Annotated in this window: 21 protein-coding genes; 15 read left to right on the forward strand and 6 right to left on the reverse strand. The window is 64.2% G+C overall.

Annotation, left to right across the window (positions count from 1 at the left end; genetic code table 11):
- Positions 1 to 140 precede the first annotated feature (140 nt).
- Together KYX69_RS20220 and KYX69_RS20225 are read left to right on the forward strand one after the other, a co-directional pair.
- Entirely contained in the window at positions 141 to 470 is a 330-nt protein-coding gene (locus KYX69_RS20220) for a hypothetical protein (RefSeq protein ID WP_206431506.1), read from the forward strand.
- Between the two features lie 71 nt (positions 471 to 541).
- Positions 542 to 1,111: a hypothetical protein gene (locus KYX69_RS20225; RefSeq protein ID WP_013039076.1), complete on the forward strand. Its 570-nt coding sequence runs from the start codon at positions 542 to 544 to the stop codon at positions 1,109 to 1,111.
- Between the two features lie 109 nt (positions 1,112 to 1,220).
- On the opposite strand, the gene KYX69_RS20230 is transcribed toward KYX69_RS20225, so the two are convergent.
- Entirely contained in the window at positions 1,221 to 1,901 is a 681-nt protein-coding gene (locus tag KYX69_RS20230; RefSeq protein WP_300500844.1) for an isoprenylcysteine carboxylmethyltransferase family protein, read from the reverse strand.
- A complete protein-coding gene (locus tag KYX69_RS20235; protein WP_226870322.1) occupies positions 1,898 to 2,140 on the reverse strand; it encodes a DUF2933 domain-containing protein in 243 nt (80 codons plus the stop codon). The genes KYX69_RS20230 and KYX69_RS20235 overlap by 4 nt, the downstream gene beginning before the upstream one ends.
- 273 nt (positions 2,141 to 2,413) lie before the next feature.
- Between KYX69_RS20235 and KYX69_RS20240 the strand changes: the two genes are divergently transcribed.
- From KYX69_RS20240 to KYX69_RS20260, 4 genes are all read left to right on the forward strand, one after another.
- Positions 2,414 to 3,862 (forward strand): MBL fold metallo-hydrolase RNA specificity domain-containing protein, encoded by a 1,449-nt coding sequence (locus KYX69_RS20240; protein WP_031304554.1) that lies wholly within the window; start codon positions 2,414 to 2,416, stop codon positions 3,860 to 3,862.
- On the forward strand, positions 3,859 to 5,397 hold the full coding sequence (locus tag KYX69_RS20245) for a thymidine phosphorylase family protein (RefSeq protein ID WP_066664174.1): 1,539 nt from the start codon (positions 3,859 to 3,861) through the stop codon (positions 5,395 to 5,397). The genes KYX69_RS20240 and KYX69_RS20245 overlap by 4 nt, the downstream gene beginning before the upstream one ends.
- Positions 5,394 to 6,302, forward strand: coding sequence for a ribose-phosphate pyrophosphokinase (locus KYX69_RS20250; protein ID WP_004212748.1), 909 nt, complete (start codon positions 5,394 to 5,396; stop codon positions 6,300 to 6,302). The genes KYX69_RS20245 and KYX69_RS20250 overlap by 4 nt, the downstream gene beginning before the upstream one ends.
- Before the next feature lie 562 nt (positions 6,303 to 6,864).
- Entirely contained in the window at positions 6,865 to 7,500 is a 636-nt protein-coding gene (locus tag KYX69_RS20260) for a response regulator (RefSeq protein ID WP_007683376.1), read from the forward strand.
- Positions 7,501 to 7,526: 26 nt separating this feature from the next.
- On the opposite strand, the gene cueR is transcribed toward KYX69_RS20260, so the two are convergent.
- The 4 genes from cueR to copC all read right to left on the reverse strand — a co-directional run bounded on the left by cueR (position 7,527) and on the right by copC (position 12,000).
- Positions 7,527 to 7,925 carry a Cu(I)-responsive transcriptional regulator gene (cueR, locus tag KYX69_RS20265; protein WP_004212744.1) on the reverse strand — a complete coding sequence of 133 codons (399 nt, stop codon included), beginning with the start codon at positions 7,923 to 7,925 and terminating at the stop codon, positions 7,527 to 7,529.
- On the reverse strand, positions 7,922 to 10,279 hold the full coding sequence (locus tag KYX69_RS20270) for a heavy metal translocating P-type ATPase (protein WP_007683374.1): 2,358 nt from the start codon (positions 10,277 to 10,279) through the stop codon (positions 7,922 to 7,924). The genes cueR and KYX69_RS20270 overlap by 4 nt, the downstream gene beginning before the upstream one ends.
- A gap of 394 nt (positions 10,280 to 10,673) precedes the next feature.
- On the reverse strand, positions 10,674 to 11,618 hold the full coding sequence (copD, locus tag KYX69_RS20275) for a copper homeostasis membrane protein CopD (RefSeq protein ID WP_126005625.1): 945 nt from the start codon (positions 11,616 to 11,618) through the stop codon (positions 10,674 to 10,676).
- A 4-nt stretch (positions 11,619 to 11,622) separates the two neighbouring features.
- Complete coding sequence (gene copC, locus KYX69_RS20280; protein ID WP_007683372.1) at positions 11,623 to 12,000, reverse strand: copper homeostasis periplasmic binding protein CopC; 378 nt, start codon at positions 11,998 to 12,000, stop codon at positions 11,623 to 11,625.
- A gap of 133 nt (positions 12,001 to 12,133) precedes the next feature.
- Between copC and KYX69_RS20285 the strand changes: the two genes are divergently transcribed.
- The 9 genes from KYX69_RS20285 to KYX69_RS20325 all read left to right on the forward strand — a co-directional run bounded on the left by KYX69_RS20285 (position 12,134) and on the right by KYX69_RS20325 (position 19,779).
- Entirely contained in the window at positions 12,134 to 12,406 is a 273-nt protein-coding gene (locus KYX69_RS20285) for a hypothetical protein (RefSeq protein WP_300500862.1), read from the forward strand.
- Entirely contained in the window at positions 12,406 to 12,846 is a 441-nt protein-coding gene (locus KYX69_RS20290) for a periplasmic heavy metal sensor (RefSeq protein ID WP_007683368.1), read from the forward strand. Before KYX69_RS20285 ends, KYX69_RS20290 begins: the two co-directional genes overlap by 1 nt.
- Positions 12,843 to 13,409: an RNA polymerase sigma factor gene (locus KYX69_RS20295; protein ID WP_007683367.1), complete on the forward strand. Its 567-nt coding sequence runs from the start codon at positions 12,843 to 12,845 to the stop codon at positions 13,407 to 13,409. Before KYX69_RS20290 ends, KYX69_RS20295 begins: the two co-directional genes overlap by 4 nt.
- 66 nt (positions 13,410 to 13,475) lie before the next feature.
- Positions 13,476 to 15,401, forward strand: coding sequence for a copper resistance system multicopper oxidase (locus tag KYX69_RS20300; RefSeq protein ID WP_047100335.1), 1,926 nt, complete (start codon positions 13,476 to 13,478; stop codon positions 15,399 to 15,401).
- Positions 15,401 to 16,519, forward strand: a complete 1,119-nt coding sequence (locus tag KYX69_RS20305) for a copper resistance protein B (RefSeq protein ID WP_030541627.1) — start codon at positions 15,401 to 15,403, stop codon at positions 16,517 to 16,519. Before KYX69_RS20300 ends, KYX69_RS20305 begins: the two co-directional genes overlap by 1 nt.
- 90 nt (positions 16,520 to 16,609) lie before the next feature.
- Positions 16,610 to 17,083 (forward strand): DUF305 domain-containing protein, encoded by a 474-nt coding sequence (locus KYX69_RS20310; protein ID WP_300500870.1) that lies wholly within the window; start codon positions 16,610 to 16,612, stop codon positions 17,081 to 17,083.
- Between the two features lie 58 nt (positions 17,084 to 17,141).
- Complete coding sequence (locus KYX69_RS20315) at positions 17,142 to 18,677, forward strand: PAS domain-containing sensor histidine kinase (RefSeq protein WP_300500873.1); 1,536 nt, start codon at positions 17,142 to 17,144, stop codon at positions 18,675 to 18,677.
- Entirely contained in the window at positions 18,667 to 19,290 is a 624-nt protein-coding gene (locus KYX69_RS20320; RefSeq protein WP_126005619.1) for a response regulator, read from the forward strand. Before KYX69_RS20315 ends, KYX69_RS20320 begins: the two co-directional genes overlap by 11 nt.
- Before the next feature lie 81 nt (positions 19,291 to 19,371).
- Positions 19,372 to 19,779, forward strand: coding sequence for a response regulator (locus KYX69_RS20325; protein WP_300500877.1), 408 nt, complete (start codon positions 19,372 to 19,374; stop codon positions 19,777 to 19,779).
- The last annotated feature ends 57 nt before the right edge of the window (positions 19,780 to 19,836 follow it).

Consider the following 19,836-nt stretch of genomic DNA (forward strand, 5'->3'; position numbering starts at 1 on the left):
GCGACAGACCATCGATCATCGGCGCTTGCAGCACCGCAAGTTCGCCGCCTAACATCAACCCCCTGACGAGGTCCGCACTCCGCTAATCTACGCCGCGAGTTGTGCCGAATGTTCTGACGACGGACAGTGAGGAACAGGCTTTGCTCGTCGCCGCGCCGAAGGTCGATATTGTGAAGCAGCGTGAACCAGCGGAAGCCAAGATCGCGCACGGCGGCATCGATCGTGCCATGCAGATCGCCAAGGGTTTCAGCACGCTGACAGTCCGTCGCAAAGCGCGTGAGATCATCAAGGCGGCCGCAGTCTTTTATCCTGTTCGCCATAGGCGACGGAAGCTCGTTCGCGAGGAGACGGCTCGTCCACACCTAAGCGGCGAGCGCCATGAGTATCAGGATGAGTTGAGAACGATTCGCAACAATCTACGATTAGAATGGATCGCCTATGACACTTTATCCGCCGGCAAAGTGTCATAGCTGACAACCCGTCTGCGGCCGCCGATTTGGGATTCACATTGATCCTGCTTTGTGCTTGATTCCATCATGTTATGTTTCATGCAGGCAAGCCTCTTGAACCCTCCATTGGCTGTGATGTCGCGGCCGTGCTCGAGACGCTGGCGACCGTATCGAGCCGGCCCCGTTATGCCTTCATGCTGCTCAACCTGATCGCCCAGGTGGCGGGGCCAGATGGAAGCGCCGGTCCCTGGGTCAGGCGGAACGATGGGCTCGTTTCCCTGCGCGATTGGCTATGCGACGCATTGACCCCGATGGCCCAGCGTGGTCCGCGCAGCATTACGCTGGCCGAGCGGGTCGAGAGCGACCTCGCTAGAAACGGACTGCTCCCCGGCGATCCGGAGAAAAGGCGCGGCGTGATCGCGGAGGAAATGCGGGCACGCATTCGCACAGCCGGCAAGAGTAATCTCAGTCGCGCCGTTTCCGAACTGGTGAATGCAGGCCTGCTCCGCCGACATTATCAGGGCTATCGCGTCGACCATCGGAACCGTGGCGGCCAGCGCCACGCCGTCTATACCTTGATCGGCGATGCTCTGCGTCTAGTGCCGGGCATCAGCTCCACACCGAATCTGCCCGTGCAAGGCGAACTTGCCCTCCCAAGATGATTGCGCAGTCGAACCGGGGTTGCTGCAGTAGTGTGCTGTGAGGTCGGGTAACGATGTCCGAATAATAAGGCCAGTCAGAACGTCAGCATTGACCTTGCCGGCAATTACATCAGCCATTCCCGTCAAAGGATCGCCATGGCCTTCTTCGACGCGAATGGATTGTCAGATTCGGAATGAAGCCGGGCACGCGAGCCATATAATCGCGGTAAACCTCGCCGAAGTTGGCTAGCGCCTCCTTTTCCTCATGCCGAGCCAGCCGAATATACATCACGACGAGCACCGGAAACATAGCAAGGGTCAAAAGGGTCGGCCATTGTAGCAAAAAGCCGAGCATGACGAGAATGAAGCCGACATATTGCGGGTGCCGGATCCGGGCATAAATCCCAGTAAGGGCCAATTGGTGTTTGCGCTGACTCAAGTGAAGGGCCGTCCATGCAACCGAGATCAGCCAGTAACCCACGCCGATCAGCACAAAGCTGGCGATGTGGAATGGACCGTAATGGGGATTAACTCGCCAGCCGAACATCATCTCCAGGAGATGTCCAGCATCGTGGCTCCACCAGTCGACAGCGGGGAAATACGACTGGAGCCACCCCGAAAGCACGAAGATCGTGAGCGGGGAGCCATACATTTCCGCGAAGAGCGCTATGATGAAAGCGCTGAACGCCCCCAAACTGCGCCAGTCTCGTTTAGTTGCCGGCTTGAAGAAGCTGAACGCAAAGAGGATGAAAACGGCGGCGTTAACCAGCGCGAGCCCCCACAGACCATAGCCATAGTCGGCGTGCGTCATCGCGACTCTCCTTCGATGCGGCCGTTGGGATTGGCCGGTAAGCCGGCGGGTGCCTGACCGGGCTCATGGCCATGCTGATGCCCACCATGGCCGCGGTGCATGAACAGGTGCATGAGCGGGCAGGCGAGCAGGATGAGATAGGGCAGCACACCCAGGAAGTGCGCGGTATGCTCGGTGAGGAGGAAGAAGCTAGCGACGAGCAGGAAGCCGATCAGAACGATCTTGCCGCGCTTGCGCATGCGATGGTCATGTTCGCCCATATGCCGTCCTCTTCTGGTCAACGTCCGGGCAGCATAGGCTCGAGTCCAAGGAGCAAGGTATAAGTAGAGACCGAAGTCCCCCGGGCATCGCGCAGGCATGGGTAAGGCGATCGATGGGATCGGCCATCGGCGTTCGGGCGACGCAGCTGTCGGGGAGCAGCAGTCGTGCTGCGGATTTTGCGTATAGGCGTGCGGCGTCCGCGAACCAATGCTGCGCTCACGAACATAATCGTGAGAGGCAGGCCCGCGTCCATGCAAAAGAGAAAGAAACGGCACCATTCCCGCGTGACCATCTTCGAGCGTGAAGCAAGGATCGATCTGGCCAAGCGCCCGGCCGATGGTCTCGGCGTTGCCTTTCTCGGCGCATCGGGAACGGTCACAGGGTCGCGTTATCTGGTGGACGATGGTGAAACTCAGATCGTGGTCGATTCCGGCCTGTTTCAGGGACCCAGGGATCTGCGCCGCCTTAATTGGGCATCGATCCCACCCGAAGTCGCGGATGTCGGCCAGGTGCTGCTGACCCACGCCCATCTCGATCACTCGGGCGCACTACCGCGCATGGCGCGCCTGGGCTGGGACGGGACCGTCCTTGCCACGCGGGCGACCGCGGCCCTGTGCGAGCTCCTTCTTCCCGACAGCGGCCATCTGCAGGAAAAGGATGCGGAGTTCGCCAACCAGCACGGCTTCTCCAGGCACCAGCCGGCGCTGCCCCTCTACACCCAGGCCGACGCGCGTCTGGCATTGCAGCTCTTCCGCCCGATCGAGTTCGGAGCGTGGCATGCAGTCACGGACGGCATCAGGGTGCGCTACCATCGCGCCGGCCACATCCTCGGCGCGGCGTCGATCGAGATCGACTGGAAGGGGCGGACAATCCTCTTCTCAGGCGACATCGGCCGTTACGGCGATGCGGTGATGAAGGATCCCGAGCCGCCCGCGCGCGCCGACTATGTCCTAGTGGAATCGACCTATGGCGATCGGCGCCACGAGCAGGTCGATCCGACAAAGACGCTTGGAGATCATGTCGAACGATGCGTCGAGAGAGGCGGGACGGTGGTGATTCCGGCCTTCGCCGTGGGACGGGTTCAGTCGCTTCTCTATCATTTCTCGCGTCTGCGCGCGCAGGGACGCCTCCGCGACATCCCGATCTTCCTCGACAGCCCGATGGCGATCAACGCGAGCGGGCTGATGTGCGATTTCATGGACGAGCATCGCCTGGCCCGCGCCGAGTGCGAAGCGGCGTGCAGCGTCGCGCACTATGTGCGCGAAGTGGAGGAATCCAAGGAACTCACCGCCAACCCCGCTCCCAAGGTCATCATCTCGGCCAGTGGAATGGCAACGGGCGGCCGCGTGCTCCACCATCTCAAGCGCTTCGCGCCGGATGGGAAGAACCTCATCCTCTTCTCAGGCTTCCAGGCGGCGGGCACCCGCGGCGCCGCCATGATCGGGGGCGCCCGGACGATCAAGATCCACGGCGAGTATATCCCGGTCGAAGCCGATGTCGCCAACCTGACGATGCTTTCGGCGCATGCCGACAGCGACGAGCTCATGCGCTGGCTCGGGTCGCTGCAAGAGCCCCCGCGCCATGTCTATGTCACGCATGGCGAGCCGACCGGCGCCCAGGTCCTGGCGAAGCGTGTCTCGGAGGATCTGGGCTGGGCATGCAGCGTACCGGCGCTGGGTAGCTGGGGCATGCTCGCGTGAAGCCCGGGATCATCGAGGACGCCGAAGTAGAGCCTGTCGCGACGACGCTGCGGGCACACCGCCTCGGCCTGTCGGCTGCCGGAGGTGATCTGGTCGCGGTCATGCGCCAAGACTGTCCCGTCTGCCGCTCGGAAGGTCTCGCGTCGCGCGCGCAGGTCGCGCTGCACGCCGGCGGGCGGGAAATCGTCGTCTCGCTGCTGCACAGTTCCGCGGAGGCTCCAGCGCCCGGCGAGATCGGCCTGTCCGAATCCGCATGGCGGCGGCTCGGCGTCAGCGAGGGCGATCCGGTCGAGATCGCGCACGCCCAGCCTCTCGCCTCGCTCGCCGAAGTGCGTCGGCGCATCTATGGCAATCGTCTCAGTGAAGGGGCTTTTTCAGCGATCATGACCGACATCGCCGAGCGACGCTATAGCGATGTCCATCTCTCGGCGTTCATCACGGCATGCTCAGCGGTCCCGCTCGATACGGACGAAACGATCAGCCTGACCAGGGCGATGGTCGATGTCGGCGAGCGATTGCAGTGGTCCGGAGCGGTCATCGTCGACAAGCATAGCGTCGGTGGATTGCCGGGCAATCGCACCACGCCGATCATCGTCTCGATCATGGCCGCGGAGGGCCTGATCATGCCCAAGACATCGTCGCGGGCGATCACCTCGCCGGCCGGCACGGCGGACACGATGGAGGTGCTTGCACCTGTCGACCTCGACGTTTCCGCCATCCGCAAGGTGGTCGAGCGCGAAGGCGGCTGCATCGCCTGGGGCGGCGCCGTCAATCTCAGCCCGGCCGACGATGTGATCATCGGCGTTGAACGAGTGCTCGATATCGATGCCGTAGGGCAGATGGTCGCCTCGGTGCTGTCCAAGAAAATCGCGGCCGGTGCGACCCATCTGGTCATCGATATCCCGGTCGGGCCGACCGCCAAGGTACGCGGAACCGATGCCGCCGATACGCTCGAGCGCGCGCTGAGCTCGGTCGCCCAAGCCTTCGGGCTTCGCACGCGCGTGATGCGCGGCCCCGGCGCGGAGCCGATCGGACGGGGCATCGGCCCGGCGCTCGAGGCGCAGGATATCCTTGCCGTCCTCCAGGGGCAGCCGGGCGCCGAGGATCTCGCCCACCGGGCCTGCGAGCTGGCGGGAGGACTGCTTGAGCTCGCTGACGCGGCCCCGGCCGGCGAAGGCTATGCGCGTGCGCGGGCGTGTCTCGAAAGCGGCGGGGCCTGGGCCAAGTTCCAACGTATCTGCGAAGCGCAGGGCGGCATGCGGGCTCCACCGGTCGCCCGGTTTCAGCAGGATATGATCGCTCCCTATAGCGGCCGCCTGGTGAGTATCGACAATCGCAAGCTCGCGACGGTCGCGAAGCTCGCCGGCGCGCCGGTGGCCAAGGCCGCTGGCGTCGCACTGCAGTGTCGGCTGAACCAGATGGTGGATGCCGGGGCTCCCTTGTGTAGCATTCATGCCGAGAGCCCGGGCGAGCTCGACTATGCGGCGGCCTATGCCGTGAGCGACGGGCCGATCTTCGGGATTGAAGCGCTATGAACCGTCCCGTCCTGTTCGCGCTGCCTGGCAGCGAGGCCCTGGCACAGCCGCTATCCGCCGCGCTCGATGCAGAGGTCGGCACGATCGAGCATCGTCAGTTTCCTGACGGGGAAACCTATCTCAGGGTCGGAAACGACGTCAGCGACCGCGAGGTCATCCTGCTGTCCAGTCTCGATCATCCGGACGCCAAGCTGTTGCCGCTGCTGTTCGCAGCCGACACCGCGCGCGATCTTGGCGCTCGCAGGATCGGGCTCGTCGCCCCTTACCTCGCTTACATGCGCCAGGACATACGCTTCCATGCCGGCGAGGCGGTGACGTCGCGAACCTTTGCTGCGATCCTGTCTCGCCATCTCGACTGGCTGGTGACGGTCGATCCGCATCTCCATCGCTACCATGAATTGTCGGAAATCTACCGCATCCCAACCCAGGTTGTTCATGCCGCGCCGTTTTTGGCCTCGTGGATCAAGCGCAATGTCGCTCGCCCGCTGATCATCGGTCCGGACCTGGAAAGCGAACAGTGGGTCTCGCAGGTGGCGGCCGATGCCGATGCTCCGTTTCTCGTGTGCGAGAAAATCCGATCCGGCGACCGTCACGTCACCATCTCGATTCCGAATGCCCCAGCGTTTCTCGATCGCCAGCCGGTGCTGGTCGACGATATCGCCTCATCCGGTCGGACCCTCACCGAGGCGGCGCGCCAACTGGTCGGCATGGGGTTCGCGCGACCGGATTGCGTGGTCGTGCATCCGCTTTTTGCCGGCGATGCAGCGCAGGTTCTGGGTGGGCTTGTCGAAAGGATCGTCAGCACGAACGCGGTTGCACATGCGTCGAATGATATAGACGTCATGCCAGCGATCGCGGAGGCCGTTCGCCACCGGATTGAATGGCGTGCTGCGCGTCAGTTCTAAGACGGAAATGAACGCCCGGCAAACGCTGTGCGCGTCCTCATCCATTGACCCTAAACGAGTCCGAACCAATCTCCTGAGATCTCCCTTTCGGAGAAAATCGCGGCAGGGAAGGAGGATATGTCGTGTCGCACACACGCTCGTTCATCGATCCCCTCGACGTTGCTGGGCACCTGAAGCTTGAGCCCGAAGTAAAGCGCGCCACCCTGCTATCCTGGGCGTCCGATCGCGCAGCCGTCAAGGGCCAACCCGCCCCCCTCGCCCGCCGGGCGCCAGTAACCCGCTGCCGGTCGACGATGTGATGGAAGCGTAGCGATGGCTCGATCGCGCCGAGGGCGGCGCGGGCAACTCGCATGCATCGTCCGGAGCAGAGACCCGGCAATGAGCCGCAGCGACCGCGGCATTGGTGTGAGCGGAGTAGCCGAACCCTCACAGTTTCGCTGTCCTTCGCCGTTTTGCCTCGCCAAATTTTTACTCTTGACCTGGGACCATAGTCCAACGTGCAGAGAAGTATCCCTTGAAGCGCTGCCCTCGCGGCACTGCGTATTGATCGATCTCGGGGGCTATGGGGAACAAGCGCGTCGTGCATATCGTCGATGACGAAGAGACAATACGAAAAGCACTAAGTTTCACGTTGCGGACCGCAGGGTTTGCCGTAGAAGCCTACGCTTCGGGGCCGGAGTTTCTGTTGAGCGCAGAGGACGCCGAGAAAGGCTGCGTGGTTCTCGACATGCACATGCCCGACATGGACGGCCTGCAGGTTCAGGCGGAGCTGACGCGACGCGGTATCGACATGCCCGTCGTGGTGCTGACGGGCAATGGCGATCCTACGCTCGCCGTACAGGCGATGAAGGCGGGCGCTGCCGACTTTCTCGCCAAACCGGTCGAGAAGGCCGCATTGCTCGGCGCGATCGACCGCGGCTTCAGCTGGCTTGAGAGTATAGCCCGTCGTGCCTCCGAACAGGCCGACGCTCTTTCGAAAGCCGCGAGACTGACGCAGCGCGAACGGGCCGTTCTGAGAGGAATTTCGCGAGGCTATCCAAATAGCCTTATCGCAGATGAACTCGGCGTCACGTCGCGCACGGTCGAGCTGCATCGGGCCAGTCTGATGATCAAACTCAACGCGCAAAGCCTGCCCGACCTGTTGCGGATCGCTTTCGCCGTCGACCTGCACGAATCGACCGAAAACGGGCACCCCTAAAATTCTCGGCCGTGCGATGCCGGATGCTATGCGGATCGGGCCGCGGCCAGTTCGGCGATGATCGGACAATCCGGCCGCTCGTCGCCTTGGCAGCGCTCGGCCAGGTCGATTAGCGTGTCGCGCAGCGCCGTCAACGCCTCGGCTTTGCGCTGAAACTCATCGGCGCGGGCAAGGGCAAGCCGCTTCACCTCCGCGCTGGCACGGCCGGTATTGGCCCAAAGGCTGAGCAACGTGCGGATCTCCTCGATCGGGAAGCCGAGATCGCGGGCATTGGCGATAAACCGGAGGCGATGGAGGTCGCGCTCGCCATAGTCACGATAGCCAGCACCCCGACGCGCCGGCGCCGGGATGAGGCCGATCTTTTCATAATGGCGGATCATCCGCTCAGAGACGCCGCTCTGCCGTGACGTCTCGCCGATGTTCACAGTGCTTTCCGGTTGAGGCGCAGCGCGTTGGTGACCACGCTCACCGAAGAGAGCGCCATCGCCGCCGCCGCGATAATGGGCGAGAGCAGAATACCGAACAGCGGATAGAGCGCACCCGCCGCTACGGGCACGCCCGCGACATTGTAGATGAAGGCGAAGACGAGATTCTGGCGGATGTTCGACATGGTCGCTTGGCTGAGCCGCCGCGCCCGGACGATGCCAGTCAGGTCGCCCTTGAGCAGCGTGACGCCAGCGCTCTCGATCGCGACGTCGGTGCCGGAACCCATGGCGATGCCGACGTCGGCGGCGGCCAACGCGGGGGCGTCGTTGACACCGTCGCCGGCCATGGCGACGACCCGCCCCTCGCGCTTGAACCTGGCGACCACGGCGCTCTTCTGATCGGGCAGCACCTCGGCTTCGACCTCGTCGATGCCCAGGCGTCGGGCGACCGCTTCCGCGGTCGTGCGGTTGTCGCCGGTCAGCATGACCACGCGAATGCCCTCCGCCTTGAGCGCGGCGAGCGCTTCTGGTGTCGTGGCCTTCACCGGATCGGCGATCGCGAAGGCGCCGCCGACTGTGCCGTCGACCCCGATGAAGATCGCGGTGGCGCCATCCCGGCGCAGCGCGTCGGCCTGACTGGCGAGCGCATCGGTCGCAACCCCTTCGTCGGCAAGGAACTGCGCATTGCCGAGGACGATGCGCCGCCCTTCGACCGTGCCGAGCGCGCCGCGCCCGGTCGGCGAGTCGAAGTCGATGACGTCGCTCGTGACGATGCCGCGATCCTTCGCGGCCTCGACGATTGCCAACGCGAGCGGATGCTCGGACGCCCGCTCGACCGAGGCGGCAAGACGCAGCAGCTCGGCTTCGTCGAAGCCGGGCGCCGGCACGACCTGGGTGACGGCAGGCCGGCCTTCGGTCAGCGTGCCTGTCTTGTCGACGACGAGAGTGTCGACCTTCTCCATATGCTCGAGTGCTTCGGCATTTTTGATGAGGACACCGAGCCCGGCGCCGCGGCCGACCCCGACCATGATCGACATCGGCGTTGCCAGCCCCAGTGCGCAGGGACAGGCGATGATCAGCACGGCGACCGCCGCCACCAGCCCATAGGCGAAGCGCGGCTCGGGACCCCAGATGCCCCAGGCGATGAACGCGACGGCCGCGACCGCGATGACCACGGGCACAAACCAGCCCGACACCTGATCGGCCATGCGCTGGATCGGCGCGCGCGAGCGCTGCGCCTCAGCGACCATCTGGACGATGCGTGCGAGCATGGTATCGCGGCCGACCTTGTCGGCGACGATCACCAGCGCACCGGTCTGGTTGAGCGTGCCGCCGATCACTGTGTCGGCCTTTGCCTTGGTGACGGGCATGGATTCGCCGGTGACCATCGACTCGTCGAGCGAGGAGCGGCCGTCCTCGACTACGCCGTCGACCGGCACCTTCTCGCCCGGCCGCACCCGCAGGCGGTCGCCCACCGCAACCAGATCAAGGCTGATTTCCTCTTCGTTCCCATCAGAACCGATCCGGCGCGCGGTCTTTGGTGCAAGGTTGAGCAGCGCCTTGATCGCGCCCGAGGTGCGTTCCCGCGCGCGCAGTTCGAGCATCTGGCCGAGCAGCACGAGGACGGTGATCACCGCGGCCGCCTCGAAATAGACGGCAACCATGCCGTCCTCGCCGCGGAAGGCCGGCGGGAACAGCTGAGGCGCGAGCGTCGCGATGACGCTGTAGATCCAGGCGACCCCGGTCCCCATCGCGATCAGGGTGAACATGTTGAAGTTGCGGGTCTTGAGCGAGGCCCAGCCACGCTCGAAGAACGGCCAGCCCGCCCACAGCACGACGGGTGTCGCCAGCACGAACTGGATCCATACCGAGATAGACATCGGCACGAGGCGATGGATCGCGGGAAAGACATGCGCGCCCATCTCGAGGATCAGCACCGGGAGAGCCAGCACGAGGCCGACCCAGAAGCGCCGCGTGAAATCGACTAGCTCGTGGCTGGGGCCGCTGTCGGCGGTCACGGTCGCGGGTTCGAGCGCCATGCCGCAGATCGGACAGGACCCGGGATGGTCCTGGCGGATCTCGGGATGCATCGGGCAGGTCCAGATCGTGCCTTCGGGCGCCGCGACCGGCGGCGTCGGCGGGCCGAGATAGCGCTCGGGATCGGCGATGAATTTGGTCCGGCAGCCCGCGCTGCAGAAATGATAGCTTTCACCGCTATGCTCGGCGTGATGCGCCGTGGTCGCCGGGTCGACGGTCATGCCGCAGACCGGGTCCTTGACGCCGGTCGCCGCTTTAGCGGTGCCGTGGCCGCCGCAGCAACCGCCGCCATGCGCCGCTCCATGTGTCTCGTTCATCGCCTCGCTCCTTTCGACGCCTGACGATCTAGGGTCTGACACCGTGTCAGGGTCAATACGTAATCGCCTAAGCGGCCAAATCGGCGGGCCCGTTCGCTTGGCCGCCATCAGGCCGGGGAGCACGCCGTCGGCATTGGGCTGGGTATCGTCGATGCCATCGAGCCGCTGCACGGTCAGGCGGAAGGCGAGCCGCATGAGACCCGTGCTGGCGGCCATAATCGGCGATTACCAGGCGCCAATCCGGGCGCAGCATGGCAAGCATGGCGGCACGCCACCGCTTCTCCCGCGCCCACAGGCGGATCGCGCGATCATAGTCTTTCGTCGATCCAGTCCCGCGCGGCGGGGTGTACGATTGCATTGGCTTCTCCCAACGCGAGGCGTTCGAAACGATAAACTACATCGACATGGGTGGCGACAGTGTCCCCAGCCAGGCGACCAGCCCGAGAATGACGATCGCAAGACCGCCTTCGACGACGAGGCTCGCGCGCAGCAGCGCCTGCGCCCGTGGCGCGTCCTCTTCCTCGATCGCCTGCGCAAGTGCCGGGGTCAGGCGATAACGGTTGAGCGCGGCCAGGCCCAGCATGCCGGCGAAGAGCAGCAGCTTGGCGATGAGCAGCAGGCCGTAGGTCGACTGCCCGAGAGACGCGATGTTGCCCGGGCCGACCAGGAACCAGCCGTTCACCGTCCCGGTCAGGATCAGCAGGGCGACGATGATCGTGCCGACGAGGGAGAAGCCCCGCAGCGCTTCCTCGGCGAGCATGACCCGGTCCATGTCTTCAGTGGCGAGATCATCGGTTGCGAGCCTGGTAAGAACCAGCGCAAGGAATGCGGCAAGCGCGCCGACCCAGGCGCCCGCGGCGAGCAGATGGATGAGATCGGCCCCCAGTTGCAGCCAGCCCGCCTCGCCTTCGCCGGCCGCGCCATGCCCGCTCCAGGCGAGGGTCGCGAGTGCGACCGCGCCTGCCAGAGTGGAGGCGATGAAGGCAGGACGGGATTGCCGGCGATAGAAGGGGATGGAGAGCAGAAGAACGAGGAGCGCGACGAGGCGCGCCTTCAGCGCCGTTCCCATGGACGTGCCGTTGAACAGCTCTGCGACCATGGAAAGATCAGGCTGGGTGAGCGGCAGCCCGGTCATGGCCGCTGCCTGCAACGCGAACCCCAGCGCCGACAGCAGGAGGGCGAGACAGGCGAGACCGGCCACCATTGCTACCATCGGCAGATGCCGCTGTACCGTCCGGCCGCCGCCGGGCGCATAGAGCGCGAACAGCGGCAGGCCGAACAACAGGCCGAGATCGACGTAGAGCGCCCAGCGGACGGCGACGAGTGCCACGTCGTTCATGGCGTCACTTGACGGTAAAGGCGAGATTGCCCTGGATGCGGTGCGTGTCGGTCGAGACGACGTGCCAGGCGACCTGATAGCTGCCCGCCATGAGCGGCTTGGCGAGCGTCAGCACGAGCGTCTTGTCGCCTTCGACGGACGTCTTGAAGCCGGTTACCGCCATGCGGTGGTTGGGCATGCCGGGCATGCCGGTCATCACGATCTCGGCGCCCGACAGCTTCGGCATCAGACCTTCACTGAAGGTGAGCGTGATACGCGAAGGCGCCGAGACGCTGGCGTTCGCGGCGGGCGTCGAGGACACAAGCTTGGGATGCGCGTAGGCCGGAGCAGAAACACTCAGGCCGACGGCGGCGATAACTGCGAGAGGCGAAAAGAAACGCATTGGAACATTCTCCTGTAGATCCCATGAGACAATACGCAGCCCGAGCCCCCACCCCTCGCAATTATTCTTTTCAATCTACAGCAAGGGTTCCTGGACCATCGTGCGTATTGAAGGATGAAGACGGAGAAGCACCATGGATGAACTTGACCACCTGCTCTCGCGGTTGCGCGATGCGCCTCTCGATCCCAGGCTCGGCGGCCTGGAAAGCCGGGTCATGGCGGAAATAGCGCGCATCCGGGCCATACCAAGCCTTGGCGCTATGACGTTCGGCATCGCGGCCGCAACCGCGCTGTTCATCGGAATTGCCGGCTCGGCAGTTCCGACACGGTCTGCTGATGCCAAACCGCTATCGCCCTTCGATGCTCGGTTCGCGCTTGCGCCCTCGACGCTGCTGAGCTCGCAGTGATGCGCGACCGCCGCCGGCTCCTGCTCCTCGTCCTGGTGACCTTCGCCGCGGCGATCGCTGGCGTTGTCATTGGCCGCGTCTATGTGGTTCCAGTGCGCCCGGTCGAAAATGAGCTGCACGAGCTGCTCCATCGCGATCTGAAGCTGAATTCAGCGCAACACAGCCGACTCGAGACAATCGAGAAGAACTACGCGATCCGGCGTCAAGCGCTGGAGGCCGAATTGCGCGCCGACAATGCGCGTCTCGCGGAAGCGATCGAAGCGGAGCATGGCTATGGCCCGCAAGTCGCAACTGCGGTGGATCGCTCGCACCAGGCCATGGGCGCGCTGCAGAAAGAAACACTTGAGCATATCTTCGCGATGCGGGCCGTGCTGCGCCCGGATCAGACGGACAAATTCGACGACGCCGTGGTGAAAGCGCTGACGGCCAAATCCGAATGACCGCGTGCCTCCCCGACTGCTCGGACGGGGAGCTCGCGGCTCTGGCGCTTGGAGGCCGGCAAGCGGCCTATGGCGAGCTGGTCCGCCGGCATCAAGGTTGGGTTCACCGGCTCGTGCGCAGCCATGTCGGATCTATGGATGAGGCATTGGATGTCACCCAGGCGAGCTTCGTCGCGGCCTTTGCCGCACTCAACCGCTATGACGTAACCCGACCCTTCCAGGTCTGGATGTCCCGGATTGTCATCAACAAATGCCATGACTGGCGGCGTCGGCGAGCGGTTCGAAATTTCTTTGCCCTAGCCCTACCGCTCGGCGAGGCGGACGGCGTCGCCGACGACGCACCGCTGCCCGATCAGGCGATCGGGGCCGAACAGCAGCTCGCGCAAGCAATGAAAGCGATTGCTGCCCTGCCGTCTTCCCTCAAGGACACGCTTATTTTGCGTACGATCGACGAGAAATCGGAAGCTGAAACCGCCGAAATTCTCGGGATCAGCCAGAAGGCGGTCGAAACGCGCCTCTATCGAGCTAGGGCACGCCTTTCGGAAATATTAAAGAAAGTTTGAGGGGGATGAGGCCATGCTGCGTATTCCCAATAGGTCCGCCCTCTTTCTTAAAGCTGAGACAACCGAATGATTTCTGCTCTCGACCGCCGCCAGTTCCTCCGCGGCGCGGCCCTCGCCGGCGGCGGCGCAGCATTGTCAGCCTGGCTGCCGGCCTGGGCGCAGACGATCTCGCCGGGGATGCGACCGACGCTGCCGACCGTGTCGGGCGAAGACATTACGCTCACCATCGCCCGGCAGTCGATGACCATCGACGGGCGCAAGTTCCGGGCAATCGGCCTCAACGGCACGGTCCCCGCCCCGCTGATCCGGCTGCGCGAGGGCCAGCGCGTGCGGCTCAACGTCATCAATCAGCTGGAGGAGGACAGCTCGATCCACTGGCACGGGCTGATCCTGCCGGCCAATATGGACGGTGTGCCGGGCGTGTCTTTTCCGGGCATCAAGCCGGGCTCGAACTACCTCTACCAGTTCTCCGTCGTGCAAAGCGGCACCTACTGGTATCACAGCCATTCGGGCCTGCAGGAACAGGAAGGCCATTACGGCCCGATCATCATCGATCCCGCCGGTGCCGATCCGGTCGCCTATGACCGCGAGCATGTCATCGTGCTCGCCGATCACAGCGCGCTCTCGCCGCAGGCGATCTTCCGGCGCCTCAAGGTCAACCCCGGCCATTTCAATTTCCAGCGCCAGACCCTGGCCGGGCTCCTGTCGGGCAAGGATCAGCCGCTCAAAGACCGGCTCGACTGGGGCCAGATGCGGATGGACCCGGCCGACATCTCCGATGTGACCGGATCCACCTACACCTATCTCGTCAACGGCCATGGTCCGATGGACAACTGGACCGCGCTCTTCACCCCGGGCGAACGGGTGCGGCTGCGGGTCATCAATGCGTCGGCGATGACCACCTTCAACGTCCGCATCCCCGGCCTGCCGCTGACCATCGTCCAGGCCGACGGGCAGAATGTGGTGCCGGTCACCGTCGACGAGTTCCAGATTGGTGTTGCCGAGACCTACGACGTCGTTGTCAGCCCAGGCGATGACAAGGCCTACACCCTTGTCGGCGAGGCGATCGACCGCTCGGGCATGGCGCGTGCCACGCTCGCGCCGCGCGCCGGCATGGCCGGCGAGGTTCCCCCCTTACGCAAACGGCCGCTCGCCGACATGAAGGACATGGGCATGGACATGTCCTCGATGCCGGGCATGGAAGGCATGGACATGTCGGGCGGCGCTATGCGGGGCGTCGATCCGACGGCCGAGAAGAACGCGTCCGCGCGCCTCGCGACCGGCGCGGCGGCAGCGATGGCGACCATGGACAATAGCGCCATGGCAGGCATGGATCATTCGGGGATGGATCATGGATCGATGGCCGGCATGGACCACGGCGCGATGGGCGCCGATGGCCAGATGGCGGGCATGGATCATGGCGGGCACGCGATGGGCTCGATGAAGATGCGCGACTTCTCGAACGCGCCGCAGGTGAAGCGCGACCCGAGCGTCCAGACCATCTCGCCGATGCCCGTAGACCGCACCGGCGAGCCCGGCCAGGGCCTCGCCGACGTCGGCCACAAGGTGCTTGTCTACAGGGACCTGATGGCGCTCGATCGCAATCCGGACGTGCGCGCGCCGAGCCGCAGCATCGACATTCACCTCACCGGCAACATGGAGCGGTTCATGTGGTCGTTCGACGGCGAAAAAATGTCGGACCATCACGAGCCGATCCCCTTCATCGAAGGCGAGCGGGTGCGCGTCAATCTCATCAACGACACGATGATGGGGCATCCGATCCATATTCACGGGCATTTTTTCGAGCTGGTGACGGGGCATGGCGATCATGCGCCGCGCAAGCATACGGTGATCGTCCAGCCCGGCGGCAAGGTGACCTGGGACTTCACCGCCGACGCGGTCGGCGACTGGGCCTTCCACTGTCATCTCCTCTACCACATGCATGCAGGGATGATGCGGGTCGTGAGCGTCCGTCCGAAGGGAGACGCGTAATGACCCGCATCCTCACGCCGCTGGTGAGCGCGATCGCCCTTTTCGCTGCCGCGCCCGCCTTTGCCCAGGATCATTCGATGCACGGCATGCCCGGCATGGCGCCGCCGGGCGAAGTGGCGCCGGCGCAGGAGAAGAAGAAGGACAAGGCCGCCGCCAGGCCGCGCGCTCAGACACCAGCGCCGGACGCCACCTCGGCGATGGACCATTCGCAGCACCAGGCCAGTCCTGCGCCGCAGGGAGATGCGGCCGGTCAGCCGCAACCCGCGTCTCCCGCGATGCCGGAGATGCCGGGTATGGACCATTCGCAGCATGGCCAGACAACGATGCCGGGAATGCCCGCCATGCCCGGCATGCAAATGACCGGCACGGCGCTTCCGGCCGGCAATGCGCCCCCGCCGCCTCCCCCAAGCGACCACTTCGCCGATCGTGATTTTCCCGGCGGCGAGATGGCGCGCTCGCGCGACATCATGATGAAGGATAGCGGCGGCAACAATTTCGGGCAAATGCTGCTCAACCTGTTCGAGTATCAGGCGCATAGCGGCCGCGATGGCTATCGCTGGGATGGCGAAGGCTTTTACGGCGGCGACATCAACCGGCTCTGGCTCAAGAGCGAGGGCGAAGGCGAGTTCGGCCGCGGCATCGACAGCGCCGAGGTGCAGGTGCTCTACAGCCGGGCCATCGACCCCTATTTCAATCTTCAGGGCGGTATCCGCCAGGACTTCGGCCGCGGGCCCGACCGCACCTACGCGACGATCGGCGTCGAGGGCCTGGCTCCTGGCATGTTCGAGGTCGAAGGCGCGCTGTTCCTCTCGACCAAGGGCGATGTTCTGGGCCGGGTCGAGGGCTATTACGACCAGCGCATCACCCAGCGCCTGATCCTCCAGCCGCGCGCCGAGGTCAATTTCGCCGCACAGGATATTCCGGAGAACGACATCGGTTCGGGGCTGGTCAACATAGAGCTCGGCGCGCGCCTGCGCTACGAATTCAGCCGCCAGTTCGCGCCTTACATCGGCGTCTCCTATCTGCGCAAAGCCGGAGACACGGCGCGGCTGTCGAGGCTTGCGGGCGAGGACGTCCATGCCACCAGCTTCGTCGCCGGCGTTCGCTTCTGGTTTTAGCATCAGGACGGCTGATGGCGGGGGCGAACAAGAGAGCGGGGCGTTACACTCATACCCAGGTCGGCCGGCGCCGAGCGAAGGAGATACGCCATGGACCATTCGTCCCACATGAACACCCGGAAGATGGGCGCCTATTGGAGCCTTGCCGTTCAGACCGTCATCAGCGGCGTCATCATGTATCTGGTGATGTTCGTCATGATCGACAGGCTCGACAGCTTCTACAACAACCTCAACATGCTCTACATGACGCTGATGATGGTCGCACCGATGGTGGTGCTGATGATCCTCGCCATGCGGCACATGTTCGCGTCGAAGGCCGCCAACATCGCGCTGATCGCCGCGTCGCTGGTCGCCTTCTTCGGCAGCTTTGCACTCATCCGCACCCAGACCACGATCGGCGACACGGCCTTTCTGCGCTCGATGATCCCGCACCATTCCGGGGCGATCCTGATGTGCCAGGAAGCAAAGCTCAGCGATCCGGAAGTCATCCGGCTTTGCGAATCGATCAAGCGCTCGCAGCGGCAGGAAATCGACGAGATGAAGGCCATACTCGCGCGGCGCTGAGTGGCACGGTCGGGCTACGCCCGGATACGTGCGCCCGGCCAGGTATGTGAGCCGGCCGATGGTCGACACGAGGCGCGGGGCGGACGAGATTGCAAGCGACGTAGCGCGGCTTGCGCCGCTGTTCCTGCGACAGGCTGGCGGCCACGTCCTGACGCTGCTCGATCCTTCCGGGATCGTGCTGAGCTATAATGAAGAAGGCGAGCGTGCCGAATGCTGGCCGCTCGATCGCGTTCTGGGACAGCCCCACGACCTGTTCTACCCGCCAGACGAGATAACGGCAGGACGGCCCCGCGCCGACTTGGACGCCGCTCTGCGCGAAGGCACTCTGGAGCGTGAAGCCTGGCGAGTCCGCGAGAACGGCTCGGAATACCTTGCGCGATTGACCATCACTGCGCTGTTCGAAGACGACGCCCATCGAGGCTTTGCCTGCATCAGCCGGGATGTCACCGACGAGGCGGCGGTCCGGGCTTCAAACGAAACGCGCGAGCAGCATCTGCAATCGATCCTGGCGACCGTACCTGATGCTATGATAATAATCGACGAGGCCGGCGTCATCACCTCGTTCAGCGCTGCTGCCCAGCGCATGTTCGGCTATTCGGAAGCCGAGCTCGTCGGGCAAAATGTCTCCTGTCTTATGCCTCAGCCCGACCGCGACCGGCACGACGAATACATCGCGCATTATCTGCAGACGGGCGAGCGCCGGATCATCGGTCTGGGCCGCGTCGTTGTGGGTCAGCGCCGCGACGGCTCGACCTTCCCGATGCAGTTGTCGGTCGGCGAGGCCGGTGAAGAGGGCCAGCGGCTTTTCACAGGGTTCATCCGGGATCTCACCGCCAAGGAGCAGGATGAGCTCAGGCTCAAGGAACTGCAAGCGGAGTTGGTTCATGTCTCGCGGTTGAGCGCGATGGGTACGATGGCCTCCACGCTTGCTCATGAACTCAATCAGCCGCTCGCCGCAGTGGCGCTCTATCTCGAAACCATTCGGGACATGCTCGCTGTCCAGGATGATGAGCCATTCGTCTCTCTTCGGTCCGTAATGGACGATGCCGCTCAGGAGACGCTGCGCGCTGGCCACATCGTCCGGCGCCTCCGCGACTTCGTCGCACGCGGTGAGGTCGACAAGAGTTTGCACGACCTGCCGCAAGTCATCACCGAGGCAAGCCAACTGGCGCTGGTCGGCGCGCGCGAGCGGGGCATCCGTAGCTTCTTCGCAATCGACCCCGCAGCCACGCCGGTCCTCATCGACAGGGTGCAGATCCAGCAGGTGCTCGTAAACCTGATGCGCAACGCCGTTGAGGCCATGGCAGAATCATCGATCCGCGACCTCAAAGTCGCGACGAGTTTGCGTGCCGACGGCCTTGTCGAGGTTACGGTGGAGGATACCGGCCCCGGGATCGCGGAAGAAATTCGCGAACAACTGTTCATGGCGTTCACATCGACGAAGGCCGACGGCATGGGCCTTGGCCTCTCGATCTGCCGGACGATCATCGAAGCACATGGCGGCCGCATCTGGATGGAGCGCTCCGACCGAGGCGGCACGTGCTTTCACTTCACGCTGATCCACGCGCGGGCGGAGGAGGAACATGGGGGATAGACGCATCATTCATCTGGTCGACGACGAGGAGAGCATCCGCAAGGCGGCAAGCTTCGCGCTCAAAACCGCGGGCTATGATGTCATCGCCTACACCTCCGGAGTGGAATTTCTCAGGACAGCGAAGTCCGCTGAAGTAGGCTGCGTTATCTTGGATGTGCGGATGCCTGAAATGGACGGTCTCCAAGTCCAGACCACTATGGCTGCGCGTGGGATCAACATGCCGGTCATCGTCCTGACCGGCCACGGCGATGTGTCGGTAGCTGTGCAGGCTATGAAAGGCGGCGCGATTGACTTTCTCGAAAAGCCCTTCGAGAAGGCTGCCCTGCTCGAGGCCGTGAGGCGCGCTTTCGCTCGTCTCGACGATGTCGACCTTCGCGCGCTGGAATCGTCGGAAGCCGAGGTGCGGGTTGCTGCCTTGACCCCCCGCGAGCAGGAAGTGCTGGAAGGATTGGCGAACGGCTTGCCCAACAAGACGATCGCCTATGATCTGGGTTGCTCATCCCGGACGGTCGAGGTTCACCGCGCCAGCCTCATGGCCAAGCTCGAGGTCCGCAATCTCTCTGAGGCGTTGAGGATCGCCTTTGCCGCGGGCATGGGCCGCAAGCCGAAGTGACTGCGACCTCTACGTAGCGACGGGACGAGGCGCGATATGCGATCGATGGTGCAATCGTCACACGGGTGTCCGCTTCTCGCAATGCCATCGGTCCGTTCCACTCAGCATGATGGCAGATACACCATCCTCGTCTCCGACGACGATCCCGGCGTGCGGCGTGGCCTCCAGCTGCTGCTGAGATCGCGCGGCTATGCCGTGTGGGGATATACGACCGGCCACGCGCTGTTGGCCGACCCCCGCGCGAAGGAGGCAGACTGCGTCATCCTCGACTATCGCATGCCCGACATCGACGGAATCGCGATGCTGCGTCACCTTCGCGAGATCGGATGGTCGGGACGCGCCATCATGATCTCAGGCTTTCACGACACGCTGCTGGCCTGGCGGGCCGCCGAGGCGGGCTTCGATCACGTTCTCGCAAAGCCTTTGATCGGCAGGGCTTTGCTCGATGCGTTGGACCGGCACCGCGCCGAGGTTCTGCGAAAGCATTGAGTTATGGCGGCCGGCCCCCGGCAGCCTCAGCCCGGCGCGATGTGGAAAGCCGATCTG

Origin of the sequence: Sphingomonas sp. (genome assembly GCF_030145815.1) — a bacterium.
Lineage (GTDB): Bacteria > Pseudomonadota > Alphaproteobacteria > Sphingomonadales > Sphingomonadaceae > Sphingomonas.